The sequence below is a fragment of the Vreelandella nigrificans genome (assembly GCF_002374315.1).
Classification (GTDB): domain Bacteria; phylum Pseudomonadota; class Gammaproteobacteria; order Pseudomonadales; family Halomonadaceae; genus Vreelandella; species Vreelandella nigrificans.
In genome coordinates this window covers 171,184-195,203 of the sequence record NZ_NWUX01000002.1, presented here as the reverse complement: position 1 = coordinate 195,203, position 24,020 = coordinate 171,184, and the positions used below count along the sequence as shown (strand labels likewise).

Sequence of the window (24,020 nt, the reverse complement as noted above, 5' to 3'; positions counted from 1 at the left end):
CCATGACCACAACAACCTCACCTTCGCTGCCAATTTACTTAGATTATGCTGCCACGACGCCAGTAGATGCCCGTGCGGCTGACGTAATGCAGCGTTACCTGACGGTTGACCAATTATTTGCTAACCCTGCCTCACGTAGCCACATGCTCGGTTGGCAGGCTGAACAAGTAGTCGAGCAGGCACGCCGCCAAGTGGCTGATACTATCGGTGCCGACCCACGCGAAATTGTCTGGACCAGCGGAGCAACCGAGGCCAACAACTTAGCGTTAATCGGCTTTATGCGCGCCAACCGCGAACGTGGCATGCATCTGGTGACCTCAACGATTGAGCACAAGGCAATTGTCGATACCGCCAAAGCCTTAGAAAGCGAAGGTTTTGAAGTAACATGGCTAACGCCAGGGCGGGACGGCCGAACAACTCCAGAGCAGCTCCGCCAAGCCATGCGCGATGACACTGCTCTTGTATCGCTGATGGCGGTAAATAACGAATTGGGCAGTATTAACGATATCGCAGCGCTTGCGGAGGTTGCTCACGAATTCGGTGCTGCGTTTCATACCGATGCAGCTCAAGCCGTAGGCCGAATCCCCCTTGACGTAGTGGCACAGCAGATTGATTTGGTGTCGCTTTCTGGCCACAAAACCTATGGCCCCAAAGGTATTGGCGCGTTATACGTGAAACGCCACCCAGCTATTCGGGTTGAAGCATTGATTCATGGCGGCGGTCACGAGCGCGGCATGCGCTCCGGCACCCTCCCCACCCATCAAATTGCCGGGATGGGGGAAGCCTTCGCGTTAATGCAACAACAGCATCAGGACGACCAAACGCACATTGCCAAGCTACGCGAACAATTTTTAAGCGGGCTTAAGGGCGTTGACGGCATTATCGCCAACTCCCCAACTGAGCACGTGGTACCCAACATTTTGAATTTAGCGTTTGAAGGGGTTGATGGCGAGGCGTTATTGATGGCGCTACGCGATGTCGCTGTATCGACAGGATCTGCCTGCAATTCAGCCAGCGTCGACCCTTCTTATGTACTGCTGGGCATTGGTACGCCACGCAGCCTAGCGCTTTCATCGCTACGCTTTAGCTTCGGGCGTTTTACCCAAGGTAGCGATATTGATCACGCCCTAACTCTGCTGCGCCACGCGGTGAGCGGCTTACGTGCCACACGTTAAGCAGTTGATGCTCTCCTGACGCACTCTCAACGACTTCTATAAGGAGAATGCTCCATGGCAACACTCAACATTACGCCTGCTGCAGCTGAACAGATACACCGCGCACTGGCCGAACGCGGCCAAGGACTCGGCCTACGGGTATCAGTTAAGCCAAGTGGCTGCTCAGGCTATAGCTATGTACTGGATTTCGCTGATGAGGAACACAGCGATGATATTCGCTTCGAAGCCCACGGTGCCAGTGTTTATGTCGCCCCCGATGCCCTAGAAATGTTAGACGGTAGCGAGGTGGACTACGTAAGCGAAGGGCTAAACCGTTTTTTCCGCTTCAACAACCCTAATGTAAAAGATCAGTGCGGCTGCGGTGAAAGCTTTACTGTTTAGGCTCTTCAGTAATATCACCGGTATTCATCCCCAACGGGAAACGCTATAATCGCGGCCACTCGGCACCCAGGCCACTTTGGAACATGTGCCGAAAATCACTTTCCTGCGCCGCCTCGGCTTTCCGGGGCGGCAATTTTGCTTATCTCAATTAAGGAGAACGCCACATGGCAACTGAACGCACTCTTTCGATCATCAAGCCTGACGCCGTTGCTAAAAATGCTATTGGTGACATCATTGCTCGTTTTGAAAAAGCTGGCTTGAAAGTCGTTGCCGCTAAAATGGCGCACCTCTCTGAAGAGAAAGCGGGCGGTTTCTACGCTGAGCACAAAGAGCGTCCCTTCTTCAAAGACTTGGTCGGTTTCATGACCTCTGGTCCGGTCGTTGTTCAAGTACTGGAAGGCGAAGGCGCTATCGCTAAAAATCGCGAACTGATGGGTGCAACGAACCCTAAAGAAGCCGCCCCGGGTACTATCCGCGCTGACTTTGCTGAAACAATCGACGCTAATGCTGTCCATGGCTCTGACTCTCCGGAAAGCGCTGAGCGTGAAATTAGCTACTTCTTCGGTAACGACGAAATCTGCCCGCGCTAAGCAGCTCGCGCCGCCGTTTCAACATCCGTTGCCGGCCATTTTCGCGGGGGCCAAGCCCCCGCCTCTTTCTGAACGCTGATCGCCATGACCACCACCGTAGCCCAACATACACCCGCTCCCCATTCATCCATTGACAGTGCCTCTGCCCAACAGACAGCGGCAGCGCGTCAAAATCTGCTCGGCTTATCCCGCGAGCAGATGGAAGCTTTTTTTGTTTCCATTGGCGAAAAGAAGTTTCGTGCCACCCAGGTGATGAAGTGGATCCACCAGGAAGGCAGCGATGACTTTGCAGCGATGACTAATCTATCAAAGCCGCTGCGGGAAAAGCTGGCGAAGGTGGCGGAGATACGAGGCCCTGCGGTTGTCTACGAGGGAACCTCAAGCGACGGTACACGTAAGTGGGTGCTAGAGGTAGAAGATGGCAGCTATGTTGAAACGGTGCTCATTCCAGCTGAAAACGGTAAGCGCCGTACGTTATGCGTCTCTTCCCAGGTCGGCTGCTCGCTGGACTGTAGCTTCTGCTCTACCGGAAAGCAGGGATTTCAGCGCAACTTAACCGCTGCGGAAATCATCGGCCAGGTATGGGTCGCTCAACGCAGCGTTGGGCCACGCCGAGACACCGCCAACCGGCCGGTTACCAACGTCGTCATGATGGGCATGGGGGAACCTCTACTCAACTTCGATAACGTTGTTCCTGCAATGAAATTAATGCTGGACGATAACGGCTACGGGCTTTCGAAGCGCCGGGTCACGCTCTCTACCTCCGGCGTTGTTCCGATGATTGACAAGCTAGGCGATGAGATGGACGTTAGCCTCGCCATTTCGCTACATGCGTCAACTGACGAACTGCGTAATGAGTTGGTGCCCATTAACCGTAAGTACAATATTCGCGCGCTCTTGGATGCCTGCCACCGCTACTTATCAAAATGCCCTGATAACCGTCAGGTCACTATCGAGTACACGCTGATCCATGATGTGAACGACCAGCAGGAGCACGCCGAGCAACTGGCAGCACTGCTCAAAGAGCTACCTTGTAAAATTAATTTAATACCGTTCAATCCGTTCCCAAACTCAGGATACGAGAAGCCGTCACGCAACCAAGTCATGCGTTTCCAGCAATGGCTATACGATTTAGGCTACAACGCCACAGTGCGTACAACCCGCGGTGACGATATCGATGCTGCCTGCGGACAGCTTGTCGGACGTGTAAAAGATCGCACCAAACGGAGCGCGCGCTATATTCAGTCCGTACAGCTTGATGCAGACTAGTCTTATCCACCTTGACTTCCATTGAACACAGCGCTTTGATGGTCTCGTTTTGTGGGCGGCAACGGGCAAAATTCAGAAACATAAATTTTAGAACAAACCGTCTATTAGTATTAGAGTTTAGAGGCTACATCAAGAGGGCATACATGACCGGTATTTGCAGACGCTTCCCATCCAGGGTACCCATGCTGTGTGTGCTTGTGGGCAGCATGTTGCTAGCCGGCTGTGCAACACCAAGCAGAGTAACTACCCAAGCGAATGAGGATGCAGCTGATGCCTATACTCAATTAGGCGTTGCCTACTTAGAGCGCGAGAATCTGCCCCGCGCACTAAACGCCCTCGACCGCGCCTTGGAAATTAATCCACGTCACGCTGAGGCACTTCAGGCCCTAGCGCTGGTCTACCAGCAGCAAGGAGAGAATAAGCTTGCTCACCACTACTTTCAGCAAGCCGTTAACGCAGCACCCTCTTTTACCCGGGCGCGCAATAATTATGCCGCGTTTCTCTACCAACAAGCACAGTTTGCAGCAGCCTGCGAACAGCTAGAAATCGCATCGCAAGATGCCCAGTATGCCAACCGAGCCCAGTTATTTACCAATTTAGGGCAGTGTTACGTAGCGCTGGAAAAATTTGATAGTGCCCGCGAAGGCTTTCAACGCGCGCAAAGTATCGACCCACGTAATGCACGTGGCTATTTAATGTTAGCTGAGTTAGAAGTTTCGCAGGGCAATTACGGGCTAGCCTGGGAGCCACTGCAGAGCTATTTGCAATTGACCGGGCCAGACCCAGCAGCACTGGAAATGGCGATTGATCTCGCCCACGCACGCGGCGACCACGCCGCAGCGGCGGATTACCAGCAGTTGCTGAATACCAATTAATGGATGCCTTGATCACCTATTTATTGAAGGATGCTCAGCCATGAGCGAAACACAATTACTTGATAGCGCCACCTCAAATACGGCCACTCCTGGTGAGCTTTTGTTTCGCCAACGTGAAGCACTTGGCGTACCTCTGGTTGATGCCGCCCGCGCCCTCAACCTGCGCCCAGCAGTGATAGCGGGGTTGGAACAAGACAATTATGATGAAATCCCGGTTACCGCCTACCGCCGCGGCTACCTTCGCTCTTATGCTAAGTACTTGGATATGGACGACCGCCTAGTACTCGATGCCTATCAGGTACGCCACGGTAGTGCCGACACCGACCGCAAAGTCACACCTGTTTCAGTTGCCAAGCCACCATCGAAAGTAGGCGCCTTGCTATTTAAGCTCGTTACACTACTGGTTATCGTTGGTTTAATTGCCGTTACTGTGATGTGGTGGCAAAGCCGCGGCGGCAGTGAACCACCCAGCATGGGCGCCTCACCTACGATAGAAGAAGAGGAAGCGCTTAGTGCCTCAAGTGACCGGGAGCCCACGTCAGCCGTGGTTGCTACTCCTCAGTTGCCTGCTGAAACCAGCACAGATACAAGCGATGCAGCCACAAGCTCAGCAACAGCAGAGGTCTCGGAAGAAGCTGCTCAATCCGCTGTATTGGTTGCATCAGATAGCACGCCAGCGGCTGATGCCAGCGATGATGAACAGGTGGCTGAGGCAGCGCCTGCTACGTCACCGAATACACTAGAGCTGACATTTAACGAACAGTCCTGGACAGAAATTTTTGATGCCAACAACCAGCGAGTATTTGTCGGCCTACAAGCCCCTGGCACTACCGCGAGCGTTGAGGGTGAGCCACCTTTTCGTTTAACGATCGGCAATGCCACCGGCGTAGAGCTGCGCTACCAAGGCGAGGTAGTTAACCTTCCTCAACGTGCTGGTGCCAATAATGTTGCCCGCTTCACCCTAGGAGAGTGACACGCCTTATGCACGCCCCTTCTCCCATTAAACGCCGCCTTTCACGCCAAATTCATGTTGGCAACGTAGCGGTAGGCGGCGATGCGCCTATCGCTGTTCAGAGCATGACCAATACCAACACACTGGATGTTGCAGCCACTGTGGCACAAATTCAGCAGTTGGAAAAAGCTGGTGCTGATATTGTGCGTGTCTCTGTACCGGACATGGACGCCGCGGAAACCTTTGGCCAAATTAAAAAGCTAGTCGATGTTCCCCTAGTCGCTGACATCCATTTCGATTACAAAATTGCCTTGCGCGTCGCTGAACTTGGCGTTGACTGCCTACGGATCAATCCCGGCAATATTGGCCGGGAAGACCGGGTCCGTGCGGTAGTGAGCGCTGCCCGCGATCACGGCATTCCGATCCGCATCGGTGTTAACGCAGGCTCTTTAGAAAAAGACCTGCAAAAAAAGTATGGCGAGCCAACTCCCGCCGCTCTGGTAGAGTCAGCCATGCGCCATATTGACTACCTGGAACGGCTGGACTTTCCCGACTTTAAAGTCAGCGTAAAGGCTTCAGATGTATTTATGGCCGTCGCTGCTTACCGCGACCTCGCTACTCGTATTGAGCAGCCGCTGCACCTGGGCATTACCGAAGCAGGTGGGCTGCGCGCAGGCACCGTTAAGTCATCCATTGGCCTTGGCATGCTACTGATGGACGGGATTGGCGACACTATCCGCGTTTCCCTGGCAGCCGATCCGGTGGAAGAAGTTAAAGTTGGTTTTGATATGCTCAAAAGCCTTAAGCTGCGCGCCAAAGGCATCAACTTTATCGCTTGCCCCAGCTGTTCACGCCAAAACTTCGATGTTATCAGCACCATGAACCAGCTTGAAGAACGCTTAGAAGACGTGATGACCCCTTTAGATGTCTCGGTCATTGGCTGTGTAGTGAATGGTCCAGGCGAAGCAAAAGAGACGGATATTGGCCTAACCGGCGGCTCACCTGCCAATCTGGTATACATCGACGGCAAGCCTGCCAGCAAGCTGCGCAATGACAACCTTGTGGATGATCTTGAAAAGCTGATCCGTGACAAAGTGCGTCAAAAGCAGCAGCAAGAAAACGATATGATCGCTCGCAGCGTTTAACGCCGAGCCAGATGCCCAGCCGGGATGCCTCGTATTGCTGATACATTTGTGGGTCCCGCGCTGCCTCCCATACAAGGAGTTTTCATTGAGTAAGTCCGCTGCTAAAAAGATTCAAGCGATCCGAGGTATGAACGACCTATTGCCCAGCGACAGCCCTCGCTGGCAATTTTTTGAAGCCAACGTCCGTCAATTAATGCATCGCTATGGCTTTGAAGAAATTCGCACACCGATTGTCGAGCAAACCGCGCTGTTCGCCCGATCTATTGGTGAAGTGACGGATATCGTTGAAAAAGAGATGTATACCTTCGACGATCGCAATGGCGACAGCCTGACACTACGTCCGGAAGGCACTGCTAGCTGCGTGCGTGCAGCCATGGAGCATGGGCTGCTACACAATCAAACGCAGCGGTTGTGGTACCAGGGCCCGATGTTTCGGCATGAGCGCCCGCAAAAGGGCCGTTACCGCCAGTTTCACCAAGTAGGCGTCGAAACCTATGGCTTTGAAGGCCCGGATATCGATGCTGAAGTCATCTTGCTCTCGGCCCGCCTATGGCGAGAACTGGGCCTGTTGGACCACGTAACGCTAGAACTCAACTCGCTAGGTTCGCTAGAGGCGCGCACCGCCTACCGCGATAAGTTGGTGGCCTACTTTGAACAGCATCACGATGTGTTAGACGAAGACTCCAAGCGCCGCCTAACCAGTAATCCGCTGCGCATTCTGGACTCCAAGAACCCGGCAATGGCCGATATGCTCAATGCCGCGCCGCAGCTAATGGATCACCTAGACGATGCGTCCCGGGAGCATTTTGAGCAGTTAAAGGCGATGTTAGACGCTGCAGGTATTGAGTATGTTATCAACCCACGCTTGGTACGCGGCCTAGACTACTACTGCCGCACTGTTTTCGAGTGGACCACTACCGCACTTGGCAGCCAAGGCACGGTTTGCGCAGGTGGGCGTTACGATGGCCTAGTTGAGCAGTTAGGTGGTAAACCTACCCCAGCGGTGGGCTTTGCCATGGGTATTGAGCGCCTTGTTCTATTGCTGGAAACGCTCAATTTAGTGCCTGAGGCTGCACTAGGCGGCTGCGATGTATACCTGCTACCTATGGATGATAGCGCCACAGTGACGGCGCTCACACTAGCAGAGCAGCTACGCAGTGAGCTGCCGGCACTCAGGCTACAGCTACATTGCGGTGGTGGTAGCTTCAAAAGCCGCATGAAAAAAGCTGACAAAAGCGCTGCCCCTATTGCGGTGCTGATAGGTGAAGACGAGCTGGCTGAAAACAGCGTAACGCTTAAGTTTCTGCGTGAAGAGCGCGAGCAACAGCGTGTAGCCCAAGCAGACCTTGCCGCCATGTTGCGTGAGCTAGTCGCCCATTAACCTTACTGCTGGATAGGCCAAGCCAATCCAGCAGGTGAATACTCGCTAGCCGCACAAGCGGCTATGCAACAGAACAGGAGGCCGCCCGTGGCGGAGCTGAGAAGCGAAGAAGAGCAGCTTGAGGTAGTAAAGCGCTGGTGGAAAGAGAATGGAACTTCTCTTATTGCAGGTGCTGTTCTCGCAGCAGCGGGGGTACTTGGCTGGAATGCCTGGCAAAACTATCAGGAAGGTCAGGCTGAAGCCGCCTCTGCCCGCTATCAACAGCTGGTTAATATGACGGCTAGCAACGTCCTGGAAGACGACCAATTGGCCGCCGCCCGTGAGTTGATTAGCGAAATTAACGACGAGCATGGCAAGACACTCTATGCCGAGCTGGCGCTGTTATTGGATGCCCGACTTGCCGTTCAGCAGGGTAATTTAGACGACGCCAGAACCGCTCTTGAGCAAGTTGCCAATAGCTCCTCGCGCCGTTACGTACAGAGCCTAGCTTGGCTACGTTTAGCACGTATAGAAGTCGCCGAAGGCAACCCTGAAGCAGCATTGAGCCTACTCGATGAACCGATTACAGAGTCGCTCGCCGCTCAAAAAGCGAATATCCAAGGTGATGCTTATGCCGCTTTGGGAGAAACAGAACAAGCCCGCGAAGCTTGGCAAACCGCTCTAGAGTTGGCACAAACTCAGAACCAGGCTCTCTATGGCGTACAGTTTAAGCTCGACGATCTTGGCGCCAAGGAGGCGACACAATGATGACGATCAGCCTTACAAAACCACTTTTTTCCAAGCATTTGCTGCGCGTGACTTTAGGCGCGATTGCTGTGGCTTTACTCGCTGGCTGTGCCAATAAAGGGGAACCAGCCTATACGCCTAAAGAGCTACGCAGCTTTGAAGAAACATCATCGTTGAATAGCGTTTGGCGTAGAAACGTCGGTGATGGCCTTGGCCGCGCACGCTACCCTATTGCCCCTGCCCGTGAGGGCGATACGGTATTTGCCGCAGATGCCACAGGCTTAGTGATGGCATTAAATGCCGATAATGGCGAGCGTAAGTGGCAAACTCGACTGGACACGCCGGTCTCAAGCGCACTGAATGCGGTGGCAGGCCACGTCTACCTAGGTACCCGCAATGGTGAAGTGATCGCCATCAACCAACGAGATGGTAGCGTAAGCTGGCGTTCACGAGTTTCCAGTGAAGTACTGGCAGCCCCTCAAGCTAACCAGCAGTTACTGCTGGTACAAAGTATTGATGGCCAAGTGACGGCGTTAGATCGCGCTAGCGGTGAAGAGCGCTGGGTTTATACCAGCACACAGCCATCGCTTACCTTACGTGGCACTGGCACCCCCATGGTGATCGACCCCGTTACCTTTGTTGGTACGGCTAATGGTCGTTTAACCACTCTGGATAACCGTAATGGGCAGCCCCTCTGGGATATGCAGATTGCCAACCCACGTGGGCGCAGCGAGGTTGAACGTCTGGTCGACTTAGCGGGCCAACCGGTACTAAGCCCCGATGGGCGCTTATTTGTCACCAGCTATAATGGCCGAGTTGTCGCCCTTGAAGCTACCCGTGGCAGCGTATTGTGGGAAAGCAACCTGTCTAGCCGCCATACTCCTATTTTAGTCGGTGAGCTTTTATTTGTTGTTACCCACAACAGCCACGTTGTTGCCCTAGATGCCAACAGTGGCCGAGAAGTTTGGCGCAATAACAAACTGGAAGACCGCTGGCTAACCGCCCCATCCTTTGCTGATGGACGCTTGGTATTTGGTGACTTTGAAGGCTATTTGCACCTGATTGATGCCCGTGGAGGCGACATTGTAGGTCGTACTCGCGTGCACAAATCTGGTATCAGTGTGCGCCCAGTGACCGAAGGCAAGATCATTCATGTCCAGGCCAACAATGGTCGCCTGGAAACCCTGGAAGTAACTCCATGACACCCGTCATTGCTTTAGTCGGTCGCCCCAATGTGGGCAAATCGACGCTGTTTAACCGCCTGACGCGTTCGCGTGATGCGCTCGTGGCCGACTTTCCTGGCCTCACCCGTGATCGCAAATATGGCAATGGCATGCTGGGCGATAAAGTCTATACGGTGATCGACACCGGCGGCATCAGTGGTGACGAAGAGGGCATTGATGCTGCCATGGCCGAGCAGTCACTCGCCGCCATTGATGAAGCCGATATCGTGCTGTTCATGGTAGACGCACGTGCTGGCCTCATCGCTGCTGACCAGGCAATTGCTAACCACCTGCGGGTTAACCAGAAAAAAACCTGGTTGGTGGTGAATAAGACCGACGGGTTGGAAGAGCACTCTGCAATGGGTGACTTTTGGTCGTTGGGCCTGGGCGACCCTTGGCCTATTGCGGCCGCCCACGGGCGCAATGTTTCGACCCTAATCGACGCTGTGCTTGCCCCCTTCCCCGAGCGCGATGCCAGCATTCCTGCCGACACCGGCAGCAAGGGTATTCGTATTGGTGTGATTGGCCGTCCAAACGTAGGCAAATCCACCTTGGTCAACCGTCTGCTCGGCGAAGAGCGCGTGGTGGTATTTGATGAAGCAGGCACCACCCGCGATGCTATCGAGATCCCTTTCGAGCGCCGTGGCAAGCCCTATGTATTGATTGATACAGCGGGCATTCGGCGGCGCAAGAACGTGCGTGAAATTGCCGAGAAGTTTTCCATTATCAAAACCCTGGATGCGATCAAAGAGTCGCATGTAGTGATCATGGTATTGGATGGTTCTAGTGGTTTGGTTGAGCAAGATATGCACCTGCTTGACTATGTATTAACCACTGGACGAGCCCTGGTATTGGCGGTCAATAAGTGGGATGGCCTGGAGAGTGAAGTCAAAGAGAAAATGCGCACTGAGGTGAAACGCCGCCTAGGTTTTGCGGATTACGCCGAGCTGCACTTTATCTCTGCCCTGCACGGTACAGCAGTAGGCGATCTTTACCCCTCGATTGATCGTGCCTTTGATGCCGCTAACGCTCACTGGTCGACCAATCGCTTAACTACGCTACTGCAAGACGCGGTGAGCCAAAATCCGCCGCCAATGGTTCACGGCCGTCGAATTAAGCTGCGCATGGCCCACCAGGGCGGCAGTAATCCCCCGATTATCGTTGTGCACGGCAATCAAACGGAAGCGTTGCCAGAGGCCTACCGCCGCTATCTGACCAATACGTTCCGTAAAGTATTAAAAGTGCGCGGCACACCAATACGCTTTGAGTTCCGCTCGGGTAGCAACCCGTTTGATAACATGGCGGGGGCCAGCGACAAAGAAAAGGCGAAAAAGCGCGAGCTAGACCGTACCAAAGAGGCACGTAAGAGCCGCCGGTAGGTGTCTTCACGACACGTCTAAGTGATGAGTATCTAGCATCACCATTGATATAAAACGCCTGTTGGATGTCGATTCCCTCAGGCGTTTTTTAATGCGGCCTATTCTATTCACTCTTGCGATGCACTCCTGCAATGTTTTCCGGCTATCCTGTGACCAGTCTAGTAAGGCCGACATTTGTGGGCCGAAATACTCGAACTCTTTGGTTACCCAGTTTAACTTCCAAGAAATAGCACTGATTGACTCAGCAGCACCTCTTCACAATAGGCAGCGGCTATGGTGCCACTTCACCATTCAGGCCATGAAGCATGTCTTATTTTCTTATTCTATATCTCTGCCTCTTGTTATCTAATTCTTGTCAGAAAATAGTAGCCCTCAGCAAAAGTAGCTTTAGCTGATTTCGTCAGTTGTGCTATTGACAAACCCGCTAGCTAGCCCTCAAATGGCCGCGCCTTTCAGCATTGCCTCATCCTGAATTTTCAGCCCTTCCTAGGAGGGAATCTTATGCTTACTACCGTTAGCCGCTGGCGCGGATTTGCTATGTTAGCCATGGCAAGCTTACTAACCGGCTGCCTTGCGCTCCCCCAAACGGGTCTATTTGCTTTTCGTCTAGCGGTTACTTCGCTAGGTATTGAAGAGGTTCGCATTGGCCCCTATAGCCTTAAAGCAGGGCTTGATACAAGCGACTTAACAAGCTTAATCGCCTCTAGCCTTGGCGCGGGCAGCTTGCCCGTTCAGGCCACACTGGCGATGGGCCTGGGGCTACCAGCAGGCATGCCTGCCGTTGAGATGTCCGGCTTTCGATGGACACTAGACATGCCTGGGGTAGATCCCGTACAGGGCCAATATCAGCAAGACGTGACCCTGACACCAGGCGACGATGCCAAACTACGTCTACCCGTTGCGTTCGATATTTTGACCACCGACCCCCAACGCATGACGCCAATGCTAGAACTCGCTAACCAATTAGCATCACAGGGCGAACTACCTGCTGGTAGTGAGCTGGCAATCACCCCTGGAGATCTGCGCGGTTTAGGAATGACACTGCCATCAGGCCTCTTCACGCCCACCATTCGCTTGAATGTCGGGGCCGATGGACAGCTCATTCCTCAGCGCTAAATACCATAAAGGCTACTTTTTTGACGGCTGCACCTTCTCGTGCAGCCGCTTGCGGCCAACCCAATGGGCCGCAAATTGCCAAGCAGCTCGACCACTCCGCCCCCCTCTCAAAGTAGCGAACCGAACGGCTTCAGCCTTTGTTGCCTCATTCCAATCCTGCTGTCCTCCAATATGACGAACCCAATGCTCACACACCTCCAGGTACGTCGCTTGATTGAAAGGATGAAACCCTAGCCAGAGTCCAAACCGATCAGAGAGAGAAATCTTCTCTTCTACCGCATCACCATGGTGTAGCTCCTCACCGACCAGACGTGTACTGCTATTGTCTTGCATGGACTCCGGCAATAAATGGCGACGGTTGGAGGTGGCATACAGCAGGACATTCTCAGGCGGCCCAGTTAAAGCCCCATCTACGACGCTCTTAAGCGCTTTATAAGCGTCGTCGTTGCCCTCAAAAGAGAGGTCATCGCAATACACCACAAACCGATGTGGCATGTGGCGCAACTGCTCTACCAGTAGCGGTAGACTACAAAGGTCGTGGCGATCCACCTGAATCAGGCGCAGCCCCTCCTTTGCAAGCGAGTTAAGCAGGGCGCGTATAATTGATGACTTTCCGCTCCCCCGTGAGCCCCACAGCAAGGCGTGGTTAGCGGGTAAGCCTTGCAAAAAAGCGCGTGTATTATCAAGTAGGGCCAATTTTTGCCGCTCAATGCCCAGTAGGTCATCCAGCGTCAAGGTATCTCGAGGTGGCACTGGCACCAGCCATCCCCCCAGAGGGTGACGCTGCCAGATAGCGGCCACATGAATGTCCCAATCCACCGGCGTTGGTGCTGGCGGCAACCAATGGTCGATATGATCCAGAAGGCGCGTTATGCGCTGGCTCAATTCAGCATCCATCGTTGTCCCCTGAGTGCGTTATGATAGGAAAGATTGATTTACCACCGACAGTGGTTATCTTGTGTGCAAGGCACTCTCTAGTCTATAAGGAAACCGTCTATGCGCTGGCTACGTCCATTGGCTGTTACTGCGCTGTGTGCCTCTATAGCGGCATGCTCAACCTCCCCGACCGGCCGTTCACAGCTGTTGCTGCTCTCCAACGATCAGTTGAACCAAATGGGTCAACAAGCCTTCGCCCAGTATCAGCGCGATGTACCTACCGCTGATCAGGCAAGCCACCGCTATGTTCAGTGCATTACCAATGCAATTGTTGACGTACTGCCCGCTGAGCAGCGTAACCTTGATTGGCAGATCCGTGTATTTAAGTCTGAGCAGCCTAACGCTTTTGCGTTACCCGGCGGCTATATGGGTGTCAACACAGGCATGTTAAATATAGCAACGAACCAGAATCAACTCGCATCTGTCGTAGGCCATGAGATAGGTCACGTAATCGCTAATCATGCCAATGAGCGTGCCTCCACCCAAAGTGCCACATCGCTAGGCTTATCGGTAATTTCCAGCGCCTCGGGTATGCAATCGCCAGGAGGGCAACAGTTAATGGGAGTGCTGGGCATGGGGGCCGAGTACGGCATTGCACTCCCCTTCTCGCGTCGTCATGAAACCGAGGCAGATATTATTGGCCTTCAACTGATGGCCCAGGCAGGCTTCGATCCCCGTGAAAGCATTACACTATGGGAGAACATGCAGGCAGCGTCTGGTGGCGGCACTCCCCCGGCATGGATGTCTACTCACCCGAGCCAGGGCCAGCGGATTCAGGGCCTTCAAGCCAATATGGATCAAGCATTGGCCAGCTATGAACAAGCCCGCAACAGTGGCCGCACGCCCAACTGCCCGCGCCCTTGAACGCCTTTAACTAGAGGTTTGAATGATTCGATTTGGTTTACTGCTCCTGGTACTGCCCGTCTTAGTATTGATGGGCGTCTATTTTTGGGAACTAGGTGATGTACGCGCCTGCCAGCTTGATGGCGGCTACTGGGATTATCTGGAAAGCACCTGCCGTGATACCCCGCAACCCTTTATTTCGTGGCTTGAGCGCTCGCCACTGCTGGTCAATGGCGGCATGTTGCTATCGGTTGTTGGGTTGGTAATGTGCATGGTAGGGTTTTATACCAAACGCCGTTGAGCATTCGTTTATACAGCTAGCAACGCAAGAGAGGGCCACCAATAAGCGGCCCTCTCTTGCGTTATAGTGCGCTAACACACCTTAAGCGATAGGCAATAACTTTAATCGCTAAAATTCAACGACTGCCTCAACTGCGAACGCACCGCTGCAGTTTCAGGGCGCACGTTACGCCATAGAAAGAACGACTCAGCGGCCTGTTCTACCAACATGCCCAACCCATCTAATAGCTTGGCACCACGCGGGCCCGCCCATTGTAGAAACACCGTTGGTTCAGCGCCGTACATCATGTCATATGCCCAAGCATGCTGGGTAAACAGCTTATCAGGCAGGGGGGGCAAATCACCAGAAAGGCTGGCACTCGTGCCATTAATCACCAGATCAAACTGCCCCTCTACTGCATCAAACCCGCCCCCTTTCAAATTACCTAGATCAGCAAAGTCCCGCACCAACTGGGCAGCTTTATCTGCTGTTCGATTGACCACCACCAACTCACGGGGTTGTTCGACCAGCAGAGGCTCCAATACGCCACGCACGGCGCCCCCTGCACCAACCACCAGCACGCGCTTATCTTTAATAGGTACTCGGTGGTAACCAAGGTCGCGGACAAGCCCAACGCCATCGGTAGTATCACCATAGGTGCGACCGTTACCTCCTACAATCAGCGTATTGACTGCCTGGGCACGCTTAGCACGATGGCTTAACGTGTCGCACAGAGCAAAAGCATCGCCTTTGAAGGGTACAGTGACATTAGCCCCTCGCCCGCCAATGGCCACAAAGTGCTGCCATGCCTGGGCGAAGCCGTCTACCGGCGCAAGCTCGGCAGTGTAGGTAATAGGTTGCTGCGTCTGCTGCGCGAACTCTTCATGAATCAGCGGCGATTTTGAGTGATTGATAGGATTACCAAATACACAGTAACGGTCTGTCATAAAACCTCCTTATGCCTCACGCTGGCGGACGGCTGCTTCAGCAAGCCAATCCCTGGGCACAAGGTACTCATGGAGCCGTGCTTCACGGCTACCCGCTTCTGGTGTAAATGCATACTTCCAGCGGGCCAGCGGCGGCATCGACATTAAAATGGATTCAGTACGTCCACCGCTTTGCAGGCCAAAGAGCGTCCCTCTATCCCAAACCAGGTTGAACTCCACATAACGGCCACGACGATAAAGCTGGAAGTCACGCTCCCGCTCACCCCAGCTGTCCTTCCTGCGGCGTTCAACAATCGGTAGATAAGCATCAAGAAAGCTATCACCAACGGCGCGTTGGAAGGCAAAGCAGTCGTCAAAGCCACCTTCATTTAAATCATCAAAAAACAGCCCACCAACACCACGGGTTTCATCGCGATGTTTGAGATAGAAGTACTCATCGCACCATGCTTTGTAACGTGGATAGACCTCTTCACCAAACGGGTCACAGGCCGACTTAGCCACTTGGTGCCAGTGCACAGCATCGTCAAATACGGGATAGTAAGGTGTTAAATCAAAACCTCCGCCAAACCACCATACGGGCGACTCACCCGCCTTCTCGGCAATAAAAAAGCGCACGTTCCCGTGGCTGGTTGGCACATGGGGGTTTTCAGGATGCAACACCCAGGAAACCCCTACTGCATGAAAGCTACGCCCAGCCAGCTCAGGCCTTGCTGCCGTCGCGGAGGGAGGGAGCTTTTCACCAAACACATGAGAAAAATTAACACCGCCTTTCTCGAATACAGCGCCATGTTCGATCACCCGGGAGCGTCCACCACCACCCTCTTCACGCTCCCAGCTATCCTCTTTGAAACTGGCGCGGCCATCGGCGGCGGCAAGACCAGCACATAGCCGATCCTGCAGATCTAATAGGTAGCGTTTAACGTCATCTAGGTGCTCGTGAGCCACATTAACTCCAAGGAATAAATCATTACTAAGCGTAGATAAGGGTAGATAGGTTCCGTTCAACGCACTGATGCGCTTACTGGCGAAGTACCTTGCCAGTCACTAAGTCGCGAATAGTACTTGGCCGGGAGTTGCCGCCTAACTCACCAGGTGCAATGGCAGCCACTTCGCTGCCAAATATTGTAGTGACCTCTTCAGCACTCATGGCCGGCGGGTCTCCTGAGCGGTTAGCGGAGGTGGACACCAGCGGTCCACCAAACGCCTCACATAGCGCTTTCATCAGCGGATGGTCGGTAACCCGAAGTGCAACACACTTGTGGGCGCCACGCACCAGCCCATGGCTACGGCCGTTATCTGGTACCAACCAAGTATTCGGGCCGGGCCAACTGGCTGCCAGAGGTGCATGAAAGGAGAGTGGTAGTTGATTTAGCCAAGGCTGAAACTGCTGGATATTGGCCGCGACCAAGATAACCCCTTTGGCGGGGTCACGCTCTTTCATGCGCATTAAGTGTGCTAGCGCTTCGTCGTTATCCGGGTCACAACTAAGCCCCCATACGGCTTCGGTTGGGCAGGCAATAACGCCCCCCTTCCGCAGCGCACTCACTGCCGCATTTAATTCAGCCGTTTCCATAGACGCTCCTCGTAATCAATCATGACCTGCCACTGCTTAGCCAGTGAAAACACTAGGAAACTGCATCCTACCATGGCCGCGCCAAGCGTACCCAGCCACCCGCCTGTTGAGCAACATAGCCCTCTAGCTCCAGCATCAATAGCCGCTGCTGGCACTCGCTAACCGTTATACCTGCGTTCTGAACCAGCACATCAATCGGCGTTGGCGAAGCGCTCAATGCACCTAGCAGATTATCAACTGGCAATTCATTGCCACTTGGTTGAGCGATACCAACACCTTCGACAACCGGGCTAAGCTCATGAGGCAAAAAGTTGCTTGCCCAGTGCTGTAGCTCTTCAAGTATATCGTCTACATGGCGCACTAACGTCGCACCAGTGCGCAGCAGATGTAAGCAGCCCCGAGCCTGCACATTATGCAGTGACCCTGGCAAGGCGAATAGCTCACGCCCCTGCTCAAGTGCTAAACGAGCGCTGACCAGTGAACCACTTTTCTCGGTGGCTTCTACTACCAGCGTACCCAAGCTTAGGCCGGTAACAATTCGATTGCGGCGTGGAAAGAAAGCCGGCCGAGCGGCTGTTCCAGGCGGATGTTCAGAGAGCAGTAAGCCCCCCAGCGCAGTGCTTAGCTGCTCGTATAAATCGCGATGCCGGGCAGGATAAATTACATCAACGCCACAGCCCAATACTGCAATTGAACGCCCGCCAGTAGCGAGTGCAGCACGCTGAGCGACCCCATCAATGCCCAGTGCCATACCGCTCACAATGCACCAACCACGCTTAGCAAGCTCACGGGAGAAGGCCTGAGCATTACCACTGCCCTCTGAAGTAGGCCTGCGTGTCCCTACCATAGCAAGCTTGGGACCCTCTAAGGCACTAAGATCACCTTGGGCCCATAGCACGACCGGCGGGTCGGGTAGTTGATTAAGCAGCGTCGGCCATGCTGGATGGTCGCGGTGTAATAGATGGCGATTAGGGCCGCTCTTCAGCCAGGCCTGAGTGGCGTCTACTATTGGCTGAAGCGGGCTACGCTCCGGATGCTCAAGCCATAATCGCAGAGCTGCGGCAGCGGTACTTGGCAGTGCTGCTAGCCAGCCCTGGGGCCATTGCGGCCCACGGGCGACCAACTGTGCAATGCGGTGTGGCCCCATGCTGGGTAGAGCATTCACTACCAGCCACTCCCTGGCATTCATACATTACCTCCTCTATTCGCAGCTCATTTATGACGTTTTATTTGATCGGTGCTCGAACCGTATCCCCTACGGCAAGCACATTCGATGCCTGCATCACCAATGCGTAGCTAACGTGGTTATAAGGCTTAAAAACCATCATCACCCCCGCTTCTGTTTCAGGCAGCTGGATACGCTCTTTAGTGCGGGGGTCTGTAATCAACTCACCCTGCTGGTCGACCCTTAATACGTGCCCTGGCTGTATACCGTTTTGAGTACCAAGGTCTATCGCCACCACCTGTAAGCGCCCAATAAAGCGCATACCGCCAGGTACCGCAATGATATTGCCAGACACGTGATTTAACGGAGCTCGGGGTTGGAAAGCCTCTTCTTGTTCACGACTTTCAAATGGCAGCAGGATGTCATTATTACGCACCTCTTGATACGCATTCAGTACTTCTACTCGTGCAATATCCCCTTCACTACTTAGGTAGCGCGCTTCACCAATCTTGATCAGCTCAGTGCCTAGCGGCGCCCCATCGGTGGCAAGATAAGGATCACTCTGGCGATAAATCCCCAGCCGTGTTCTGGCTGGCAGCTCTCCGCGCACATAGAGCGTGTCACCCGCACCACTGATCAATCGCCTGTTATCCCCACCTACTACGTAGGCCAGTTCCTGTAACCTTTCGCCTTCCTCTAGTACTCGGTGTTCGCGTAAAAAAACGCGCACAACCTCCATGGGGAGCGGTGCAATAGCTTCTCGCTCAGGCACAGTGCGCATCTGCGGAGTCAGTTTCACGACTCCCTGCCCGCGCTCTAACAGCAAGCAGGGCATACCTTGGCAACTGCCTAGTACCAGTATATCGCCTGGATAAATAAGATGTGGGTTACGAATATGGAGGTTGGCTTGCCAAAGCTCTGGCCACTGCCATGGTGATCGCAGATAACGCGCAGAAATGTCCCATAGCGTATCACCGCGCACCACCTCATAACGCTCAGGCGCATCGCTACGCAGCCGTTCCCACCCTACAGCTGAATGGCTAAACAGCAGGGCGATACACGTTAACAGGGGCCCAAAGAGGCTATAATGAAGAGGCCTTTTGGCCGCCATCTCGTTCTCCCTAGACAGTTGCTGGGGGAGTGTTTACAAAGGTCATAGCGGGTTACGCACATGCCCAGGAACACCGACAGCATGATATGATGGCTATTAGTAAAACACTTATAGTAAAGCACTTACTAGCAAAGCGCTTAGGCCCGCCGACACAGGTGGCAGGGCCTTTACATTAAAGACTCAGCATAACGGTGATTGTAACGCCATGGCCAAACTTCCTATTCTCGAATTCCCCGACGAGCGCCTACGCACCAAGGCGGTAGCGGTGGAAACCGTTGACGACGAGGTCCGCCAGCTCGTCGACGATATGTTGGAGACCATGTACGACGCGCGCGGCATCGGCCTTGCAGCAACCCAGGTTGATGTTCATCGCCGCATTGTGGTGATGGATGTTAGTGACGATAACTCCCAGCCACGGGTACTCATCAATCCACGCTATGAGCCGATTGGTGAAGAGCAAGAGCCACTTTCAGAGGGATGTCTATCAATCCCCGAGTACTATGCCGAAGTACCGCGTTACCTAAAGGTAAAGCTCAATGCGCTTGATCGTAACGGCGAGCCCTACGAGCTGGAGGCCGATGGCCTATTGGCACACTGTATTCAGCATGAGTATGACCACCTGGAAGGTGTACTGTTTGTTGATTACCTGTCGCCACTCAAACGCGATCGAGTGATGAAAAAGATGCAAAAGCGCCATAAGCTGATGCAAGACGCTTAAGTCTGCACTGTTTGCGTTATCCCAGGCCGAGCTGCCGAGCGTAACCGCTATAGATAATAAACTAGCGGTGACACTCTGTAGTTCGGCATTCAGCTGTTTGACGTACCCCGTCCCCCATTCCTGTTAGGTAATCACACCCATGTCTCAGTTGCGCGTTGTTTTTGCTGGCACACCTGATTTCGCCGCATCAAGCCTTGCCGCCGTGTTAGAGAGCCAACATCAGGTGATTGCGGTATACACCCAGCCCGACCGCCCGGCAGGCCGAGGACGCAAACTTACTCCCAGCCCGGTCAAGCAGCTTGCCCTTGAACATGGAATACCGGTATATCAGCCTGCCAGCTTAAAAAGCACTGATGCCCAAAAAGAGTTAGCGGCATTGGAAGCTGATGTGATGGTGGTGGTTGCCTACGGGTTGCTGCTACCTCAAGCCGTGCTGGATACGCCTCGGCTCGGCTGTATCAACGTGCATGCTTCGCTACTACCGCGCTGGAGAGGAGCCGCGCCCATTCAGCGAGCCATTGAGGCTGGTGATAGCGCCTCTGGCGTAACCATTATGCAGATGGATGCAGGCCTGGATACCGGTGCAATGCTGTACGAAGTACGCACGCCGATCACTTCACGTACCACCGGCGGCGACCTGCATGACCGATTAGCCATCCAAGGGGCAAGCGCTCTGGTGAATGTGCTAGACGAGCTGGATAGCGGCAATCTAAACGCCATACCCCAGCCCGAAGAGGGAGTGACGTACGCCGCCAAGCTGAGCAAAGCGGAAGCTGAGCTGGATTTCCACCAGCCTGCCGAGCAGCTTGCCCTTAAGATTCGAGCCTTCAATCCCTGGCCCGTGGCTTGGTGCACACTGGGTAACGACCGTATCCGCCTGCTTATGGCCAACGTTGAGCCTGGTGAGCAACCACCATCGTTGCCGGGCACGCTGCTTGAGCACGGTGACGAGTACCTACGTATTGCCTGTGGTGAGCAAGGCCAAGAAGTACTCTGCGTTAGCCGTGCCCAACTACCTGGAGGTAAAGCCATGGCTGTGCGTGATTTGCTCAACGCCCGACAGACACCCCTTACTATCGGCGCCCGCCTTGGGCATCCCGCATCTCACCAAGGAGTTACCCCATGAGCCAACATCGCACAGCCAAAGGCGGCAGTGGCCAAGAGGTGCGCGCCGCAGCGGCACGTGCGCTGGTGCCCATCCTCGCTGATAAAGGGTCGCTTGCTGGTTTAGATGAACATAGCGTTATCGCCCGCGACCGCAGCCTGTTAAAAGAGCTTTGCTACGGCACTTGCCGTCGCCTGCCGCGGCTGGAAGCCCTCGCTAAGAGACTACTCAAGCAGCCATTCAAGAAGCGTGACAATGACGTTCACGCGCTGCTACTAGTGGGTATTTATCAGTTACTTTATATGCGTATTCCCGCTCACGCCGCAGTAGGCGAAACCGCTGGAGCGGCGCGCCTATTAGGTAAAGAATGGGCTACTCGGGTGCTTAACGGTTGCCTTCGCCGCTTGCAGCGGGAAGCCGAGACGCTTATGGCAGAAGTGGACCGTGACGAAAACGTCGCTCTTGAGCACCCCCCATGGCTACTAGCTGCCCTACGCGATGCCTGGCCTGAACAGTGGCGTGCCATTGCCGAAGCCAACAACCAGCCAGGCCCCATGACGCTCAGAGTCAATCAGCGCCACAATGACCGCGAGGCCTACCTGGCGCAACTGACCGAACAGGGCTTAAGTGGTTATTTATGCCCGCATGCACCTGATGGCATCACTCTCGACACCCCCTGCGATGTCGCGGCACTCCCTGGTTTTGAAGAGGGGCATGTCAGTGTCCAGGATGAAGCAGCCCAGCTCTCAGCGGCGCTACTTGGCCCGGCCCTCGCCCCTCGCCCAGGAGCTCATGTACTGGATGCCTGCTGTGCCCCTGGTGGTAAAGCAGCCCACTTGCTAGAGCAGTTTGATATTGCCCTAACTGCCATTGATAGCGATAACCAGCGTCTAGGTCGGGTAGACGATACACTAAACCGTCTAGGGCTAACGGCGGACCTACAACACGCCGATGCAACTGAACAGGCGTGGTGGAGCGGCACACCGTTTGATGCCATTTTACTCGACGCCCCCTGCTCGGGCACTGGGGTTATTCGCCGCCACCCAGACATTAAAACACTGCGCCGTAAAGAAGATATTCGCCAACTGGCCCAACTCCAGCGCCAAATGCTGGACAATCTCTGGTCACTACTAAGGCCAGGTGGCACGCTACTCTATGCTACCTGTTCCATACTGCCTGCAGAGAACGCCGAGCAGATCGAGGCTTTTATTGCTCGCACACCGGATGCCAAAGTGACGACCCCAAACGACGTTGCCTGGGGTATGCAAAGTGGCCATGGACGCCAGCTGTTTCCAGACCAGGGAAGTCACGATGGCTTTTTTTATGCCAGACTAGAGAAGCGTACTGCTTAACGGTAAGCAGTGAATTCATGTCAAGGATGGAGACACCATGAGTCATCACACTTATAAGCATGTAGAAATCACCGGTTCTTCCGAGAAAGGTATTGAGGAAGCCGTGCAGAATGCGCTCGCCAAAGCCTCTGAGACTATTAAGCATATGCGCTGGCTGGAAGTAACCGATACTCGCGGCCATATAGAAGATGGTCGCGTTGCCCACTGGCAGGTAACCGTAAAAGTCGGCTTTACGCTAGAGTAAGCGCTACCTGCTTTTCGACGGCGGCTGGTTTACACTGGCCGCCGTCTTTATTGCAGCGCAGCGCGCACTCACTCACATTATCCAGTGGCAGTACACGCTGGCGCTTACAACGGAACCGATGCTCAGCAATGAAAATCATCATTCTTGGCGCCGGCCAGGTCGGCGGCACCCTGGCGGAGCACCTCGCTCGCGAGGAAAATGACATTACCGTCGTTGATACCGACGCCGCCAAACTGCGCGAGCTTCATACTAAGCTTGATATTCGAACAGTCACCGGCGCAGGCTCTTACCCTATTGTACTGCGTCAGGCAGGCTGTGAAGACGCCGACATGCTAATCGCGGTGACCAACACCGACGAGATCAACATGATCGCCTGTCAGGTAGCTCACACGCTGTTTCGCACCCCCACTAAGATAGCCCGGGTGCGTGCCACAGCCTACCTCACTCGCAAAGGGCTGTTTGCCCACGAAGCCATACCCATAGACGTATTGATCAGCCCCGAGCAAGTAGTTACCGACCATGTGCGCCGCCTGATAGAGCACCCCGGTGCACTGCAGGTGCTGGAATTTGCTGGCGGACTGGTGCAGTTAGTAGCGGTAAAAGCCTTCTACGGAGGCCCACTGGTAGGCCAGGATTTAGCCTTTTTAGCCAAGCATATGCCCAACGTGGAAACCCGCGTGGCGGCGATTTATCGGCGCAACCGGCCAATTATCCCCCGTGGCGATACGGTAATTGAAGCTGACGATGAAGTATTCTTCCTCGCTGCACGGCGCGACATTCGTGCGGTCATGAGCGAGCTGCGTCGCGTCGAGCGAGATTTCCGTCGGGTCGTGATCGCAGGCGGCGGCAATATCGGCGAGCGTCTCGCCGAACACCTGGAGCACAGTCATCAGGTGAAGATCATCGAGCACAGCCTGGAACGCTGCACCACGCTGTCCGAGCGACTTGACCGCACAGTGGTACTCCACGGCAGCGCTACCAGCAAACGGCTGCTGGAAGAGGAGAATATCGAGGATTGCGATATTTTCTGCGCCCTCACCAACGACGACGAAGTCAATATTATGTCGTCACTGCTGGCCAAACGTTTGGGGGCAAAAAAGGTACTCACACTGATCAACAATGCTGCCTACGTAGATTTGGTGCAGGGCGGCGAAATCGACATTGCCATCTCCCCCCAGCAGGCCACCATTGGCAGTCTACTTACCCACGTGCGCCGGGGCGATATTGTTAACGTGCACTCGCTGCGCCGGGGAGCGGCGGAAGCCATTGAGGCAATTGCCCACGGTGACAAACAGTCTTCCAAAGTGGTCGGCCGTACGATACGCGAAATAGACCTGCCAGAAGGCACTACTATTGGCGCCATTGTGCGCGGCAAAGAGGTTCTCATTGCCCACGATGACGTCATGGTGGAGAGCGGTGATCACGTCATTCTATTTGTGATCGATAAGCGGCGAATCCGCGACGTGGAGCGCCTTTTCCAAGTTGGATTGACGTTCTTCTAGGCAAGCGCCACTGCAATGAGGCAACTACTGCT

26 protein-coding genes are annotated in these 24,020 nt (G+C 54.3%); 19 read left to right on the top strand and 7 right to left on the bottom strand.

What is annotated here, in order from left to right; genetic code table 11:
• The first annotated feature begins 2 nt into the window (after positions 1-2).
• From CPA45_RS04085 to CPA45_RS04030, 12 genes are all read left to right on the top strand, one after another.
• A complete protein-coding gene (locus CPA45_RS04085) occupies positions 3-1,175 on the top strand; it encodes an aminotransferase class V-fold PLP-dependent enzyme (protein ID WP_096650364.1) in 1,173 nt (390 codons plus the stop codon).
• Positions 1,176-1,229: 54 nt separating this feature from the next.
• Complete coding sequence (locus tag CPA45_RS04080) at positions 1,230-1,556, top strand: HesB/IscA family protein (RefSeq protein WP_096650363.1); 327 nt, start codon at positions 1,230-1,232, stop codon at positions 1,554-1,556.
• A gap of 164 nt (positions 1,557-1,720) precedes the next feature.
• Positions 1,721-2,146 (top strand): nucleoside-diphosphate kinase, encoded by a 426-nt coding sequence (gene ndk, locus CPA45_RS04075; protein WP_078088632.1) that lies wholly within the window; start codon positions 1,721-1,723, stop codon positions 2,144-2,146.
• Between the two features lie 84 nt (positions 2,147-2,230).
• Entirely contained in the window at positions 2,231-3,415 is a 1,185-nt protein-coding gene (rlmN, locus tag CPA45_RS04070) for a dual-specificity RNA methyltransferase RlmN (protein WP_096650362.1), read from the top strand.
• A gap of 143 nt (positions 3,416-3,558) precedes the next feature.
• Positions 3,559-4,290 (top strand): type IV pilus biogenesis/stability protein PilW, encoded by a 732-nt coding sequence (pilW, locus tag CPA45_RS04065; protein ID WP_244287521.1) that lies wholly within the window; start codon positions 3,559-3,561, stop codon positions 4,288-4,290.
• A 40-nt stretch (positions 4,291-4,330) separates the two neighbouring features.
• Entirely contained in the window at positions 4,331-5,263 is a 933-nt protein-coding gene (locus CPA45_RS04060) for a RodZ domain-containing protein (protein WP_096650361.1), read from the top strand.
• 8 nt (positions 5,264-5,271) lie between these two features.
• Entirely contained in the window at positions 5,272-6,387 is a 1,116-nt protein-coding gene (gene ispG / locus CPA45_RS04055; protein WP_096650360.1) for a flavodoxin-dependent (E)-4-hydroxy-3-methylbut-2-enyl-diphosphate synthase, read from the top strand.
• Positions 6,388-6,472: 85 nt separating this feature from the next.
• Positions 6,473-7,768: a histidine--tRNA ligase gene (hisS, locus tag CPA45_RS04050; protein WP_096650359.1), complete on the top strand. Its 1,296-nt coding sequence runs from the start codon at positions 6,473-6,475 to the stop codon at positions 7,766-7,768.
• Positions 7,769-7,855: 87 nt separating this feature from the next.
• Positions 7,856-8,515 carry a YfgM family protein gene (locus CPA45_RS04045; RefSeq protein ID WP_096650358.1) on the top strand — a complete coding sequence of 220 codons (660 nt, stop codon included), beginning with the start codon at positions 7,856-7,858 and terminating at the stop codon, positions 8,513-8,515.
• Positions 8,515-9,696 carry an outer membrane protein assembly factor BamB gene (bamB, locus tag CPA45_RS04040; RefSeq protein WP_096650593.1) on the top strand — a complete coding sequence of 394 codons (1,182 nt, stop codon included), beginning with the start codon at positions 8,515-8,517 and terminating at the stop codon, positions 9,694-9,696. The genes CPA45_RS04045 and bamB overlap by 1 nt, the downstream gene beginning before the upstream one ends.
• Positions 9,693-11,096, top strand: coding sequence for a ribosome biogenesis GTPase Der (gene der, locus CPA45_RS04035; RefSeq protein ID WP_078088639.1), 1,404 nt, complete (start codon positions 9,693-9,695; stop codon positions 11,094-11,096). The genes bamB and der overlap by 4 nt, the downstream gene beginning before the upstream one ends.
• Before the next feature lie 501 nt (positions 11,097-11,597).
• On the top strand, positions 11,598-12,212 hold the full coding sequence (locus tag CPA45_RS04030) for a hypothetical protein (RefSeq protein WP_096650357.1): 615 nt from the start codon (positions 11,598-11,600) through the stop codon (positions 12,210-12,212).
• 12 nt (positions 12,213-12,224) lie between these two features.
• Here the strand turns inward: CPA45_RS04030 and CPA45_RS04025 are convergent, their stop codons facing one another.
• On the bottom strand, positions 12,225-13,109 hold the full coding sequence (locus CPA45_RS04025) for an ATP-binding protein (RefSeq protein ID WP_096650356.1): 885 nt from the start codon (positions 13,107-13,109) through the stop codon (positions 12,225-12,227).
• Positions 13,110-13,208: 99 nt separating this feature from the next.
• Between CPA45_RS04025 and CPA45_RS04020 the strand changes: the two genes are divergently transcribed.
• Complete coding sequence (locus CPA45_RS04020) at positions 13,209-14,012, top strand: M48 family metallopeptidase (RefSeq protein WP_078088642.1); 804 nt, start codon at positions 13,209-13,211, stop codon at positions 14,010-14,012.
• A 22-nt stretch (positions 14,013-14,034) separates the two neighbouring features.
• A complete protein-coding gene (locus CPA45_RS04015; RefSeq protein ID WP_096650355.1) occupies positions 14,035-14,292 on the top strand; it encodes a hypothetical protein in 258 nt (85 codons plus the stop codon).
• 101 nt (positions 14,293-14,393) lie between these two features.
• Here the strand turns inward: CPA45_RS04015 and aroE are convergent, their stop codons facing one another.
• The 5 genes from aroE to CPA45_RS03990 form a co-directional block, all read right to left on the bottom strand.
• Complete coding sequence (gene aroE / locus CPA45_RS04010; RefSeq protein ID WP_096650354.1) at positions 14,394-15,218, bottom strand: shikimate dehydrogenase; 825 nt, start codon at positions 15,216-15,218, stop codon at positions 14,394-14,396.
• A 9-nt stretch (positions 15,219-15,227) separates the two neighbouring features.
• The gene (hemF, locus tag CPA45_RS04005) at positions 15,228-16,163 is read right to left on the bottom strand and encodes an oxygen-dependent coproporphyrinogen oxidase (RefSeq protein WP_096650353.1); all 936 of its coding nucleotides are present in this window, start codon (positions 16,161-16,163) and stop codon (positions 15,228-15,230) included.
• Between the two features lie 73 nt (positions 16,164-16,236).
• On the bottom strand, positions 16,237-16,791 hold the full coding sequence (tsaC, locus tag CPA45_RS04000) for an L-threonylcarbamoyladenylate synthase type 1 TsaC (RefSeq protein WP_096650352.1): 555 nt from the start codon (positions 16,789-16,791) through the stop codon (positions 16,237-16,239).
• A 67-nt stretch (positions 16,792-16,858) separates the two neighbouring features.
• Complete coding sequence (dprA, locus tag CPA45_RS03995) at positions 16,859-17,980, bottom strand: DNA-processing protein DprA (RefSeq protein WP_096650351.1); 1,122 nt, start codon at positions 17,978-17,980, stop codon at positions 16,859-16,861.
• A 37-nt stretch (positions 17,981-18,017) separates the two neighbouring features.
• Positions 18,018-19,067, bottom strand: coding sequence for a LysM peptidoglycan-binding domain-containing protein (locus tag CPA45_RS03990; protein WP_096650350.1), 1,050 nt, complete (start codon positions 19,065-19,067; stop codon positions 18,018-18,020).
• A 205-nt stretch (positions 19,068-19,272) separates the two neighbouring features.
• Here CPA45_RS03990 and def point away from each other — a divergent pair, with 205 nt between their 5' ends.
• The 4 genes from def to CPA45_RS03970 all read left to right on the top strand — a co-directional run bounded on the left by def (position 19,273) and on the right by CPA45_RS03970 (position 22,486).
• Positions 19,273-19,785: a peptide deformylase gene (gene def / locus CPA45_RS03985; protein WP_096650349.1), complete on the top strand. Its 513-nt coding sequence runs from the start codon at positions 19,273-19,275 to the stop codon at positions 19,783-19,785.
• A gap of 139 nt (positions 19,786-19,924) precedes the next feature.
• Positions 19,925-20,911 carry a methionyl-tRNA formyltransferase gene (gene fmt, locus CPA45_RS03980; RefSeq protein WP_096650348.1) on the top strand — a complete coding sequence of 329 codons (987 nt, stop codon included), beginning with the start codon at positions 19,925-19,927 and terminating at the stop codon, positions 20,909-20,911.
• Entirely contained in the window at positions 20,908-22,242 is a 1,335-nt protein-coding gene (gene rsmB, locus CPA45_RS03975) for a 16S rRNA (cytosine(967)-C(5))-methyltransferase RsmB (protein WP_096650347.1), read from the top strand. The genes fmt and rsmB overlap by 4 nt, the downstream gene beginning before the upstream one ends.
• A gap of 37 nt (positions 22,243-22,279) precedes the next feature.
• Complete coding sequence (locus CPA45_RS03970) at positions 22,280-22,486, top strand: dodecin (RefSeq protein ID WP_096650346.1); 207 nt, start codon at positions 22,280-22,282, stop codon at positions 22,484-22,486.
• Here CPA45_RS03970 and CPA45_RS22795 read toward each other — a convergent pair.
• A complete protein-coding gene (locus CPA45_RS22795; RefSeq protein WP_165771501.1) occupies positions 22,473-22,628 on the bottom strand; it encodes a hypothetical protein in 156 nt (51 codons plus the stop codon). The two genes, CPA45_RS03970 and CPA45_RS22795, sit on opposite strands and share 14 nt — an antisense overlap.
• Between CPA45_RS22795 and trkA the strand changes: the two genes are divergently transcribed.
• Positions 22,615-23,988, top strand: coding sequence for a Trk system potassium transporter TrkA (gene trkA / locus CPA45_RS03965; RefSeq protein ID WP_078088653.1), 1,374 nt, complete (start codon positions 22,615-22,617; stop codon positions 23,986-23,988). The two genes, CPA45_RS22795 and trkA, sit on opposite strands and share 14 nt — an antisense overlap.
• The last annotated feature ends 32 nt before the right edge of the window (positions 23,989-24,020 follow it).

Bases quoted from the DNA above. Each gene is read 5' to 3' on its own strand.
- CPA45_RS04085 (WP_096650364.1), top strand. From the start codon at position 3: ATGACCACAACAACCTCACCTTCGCTGCCAATTTACTTAGATTATGCT.
- CPA45_RS04080 (WP_096650363.1), top strand. From the start codon at position 1,230: ATGGCAACACTCAACATTACGCCTGCTGCAGCTGAACAGATACACCGC.
- ndk (WP_078088632.1), top strand. From the start codon at position 1,721: ATGGCAACTGAACGCACTCTTTCGATCATCAAGCCTGACGCCGTTGCT.
- rlmN (WP_096650362.1), top strand. From the start codon at position 2,231: ATGACCACCACCGTAGCCCAACATACACCCGCTCCCCATTCATCCATT.
- pilW (WP_244287521.1), top strand. From the start codon at position 3,559: ATGACCGGTATTTGCAGACGCTTCCCATCCAGGGTACCCATGCTGTGT.
- CPA45_RS04060 (WP_096650361.1), top strand. From the start codon at position 4,331: ATGAGCGAAACACAATTACTTGATAGCGCCACCTCAAATACGGCCACT.
- ispG (WP_096650360.1), top strand. From the start codon at position 5,272: ATGCACGCCCCTTCTCCCATTAAACGCCGCCTTTCACGCCAAATTCAT.
- bamB (WP_096650593.1), top strand. From the start codon at position 8,515: ATGACGATCAGCCTTACAAAACCACTTTTTTCCAAGCATTTGCTGCGC.
- der (WP_078088639.1), top strand. From the start codon at position 9,693: ATGACACCCGTCATTGCTTTAGTCGGTCGCCCCAATGTGGGCAAATCG.
- CPA45_RS04030 (WP_096650357.1), top strand. From the start codon at position 11,598: ATGCTTACTACCGTTAGCCGCTGGCGCGGATTTGCTATGTTAGCCATG.
- CPA45_RS04025 (WP_096650356.1), bottom strand. From the start codon at position 13,109: ATGGATGCTGAATTGAGCCAGCGCATAACGCGCCTTCTGGATCATATC.
- CPA45_RS04020 (WP_078088642.1), top strand. From the start codon at position 13,209: ATGCGCTGGCTACGTCCATTGGCTGTTACTGCGCTGTGTGCCTCTATA.
- CPA45_RS04015 (WP_096650355.1), top strand. From the start codon at position 14,035: ATGATTCGATTTGGTTTACTGCTCCTGGTACTGCCCGTCTTAGTATTG.
- aroE (WP_096650354.1), bottom strand. From the start codon at position 15,218: ATGACAGACCGTTACTGTGTATTTGGTAATCCTATCAATCACTCAAAA.
- tsaC (WP_096650352.1), bottom strand. From the start codon at position 16,791: ATGGAAACGGCTGAATTAAATGCGGCAGTGAGTGCGCTGCGGAAGGGG.
- dprA (WP_096650351.1), bottom strand. From the start codon at position 17,980: ATGAATGCCAGGGAGTGGCTGGTAGTGAATGCTCTACCCAGCATGGGG.
- CPA45_RS03990 (WP_096650350.1), bottom strand. From the start codon at position 19,067: ATGGCGGCCAAAAGGCCTCTTCATTATAGCCTCTTTGGGCCCCTGTTA.
- def (WP_096650349.1), top strand. From the start codon at position 19,273: ATGGCCAAACTTCCTATTCTCGAATTCCCCGACGAGCGCCTACGCACC.
- fmt (WP_096650348.1), top strand. From the start codon at position 19,925: ATGTCTCAGTTGCGCGTTGTTTTTGCTGGCACACCTGATTTCGCCGCA.
- rsmB (WP_096650347.1), top strand. From the start codon at position 20,908: ATGAGCCAACATCGCACAGCCAAAGGCGGCAGTGGCCAAGAGGTGCGC.
- CPA45_RS03970 (WP_096650346.1), top strand. From the start codon at position 22,280: ATGAGTCATCACACTTATAAGCATGTAGAAATCACCGGTTCTTCCGAG.
- trkA (WP_078088653.1), top strand. From the start codon at position 22,615: ATGAAAATCATCATTCTTGGCGCCGGCCAGGTCGGCGGCACCCTGGCG.
- CPA45_RS22795 (WP_165771501.1), bottom strand. From the start codon at position 22,628: ATGATGATTTTCATTGCTGAGCATCGGTTCCGTTGTAAGCGCCAGCGT.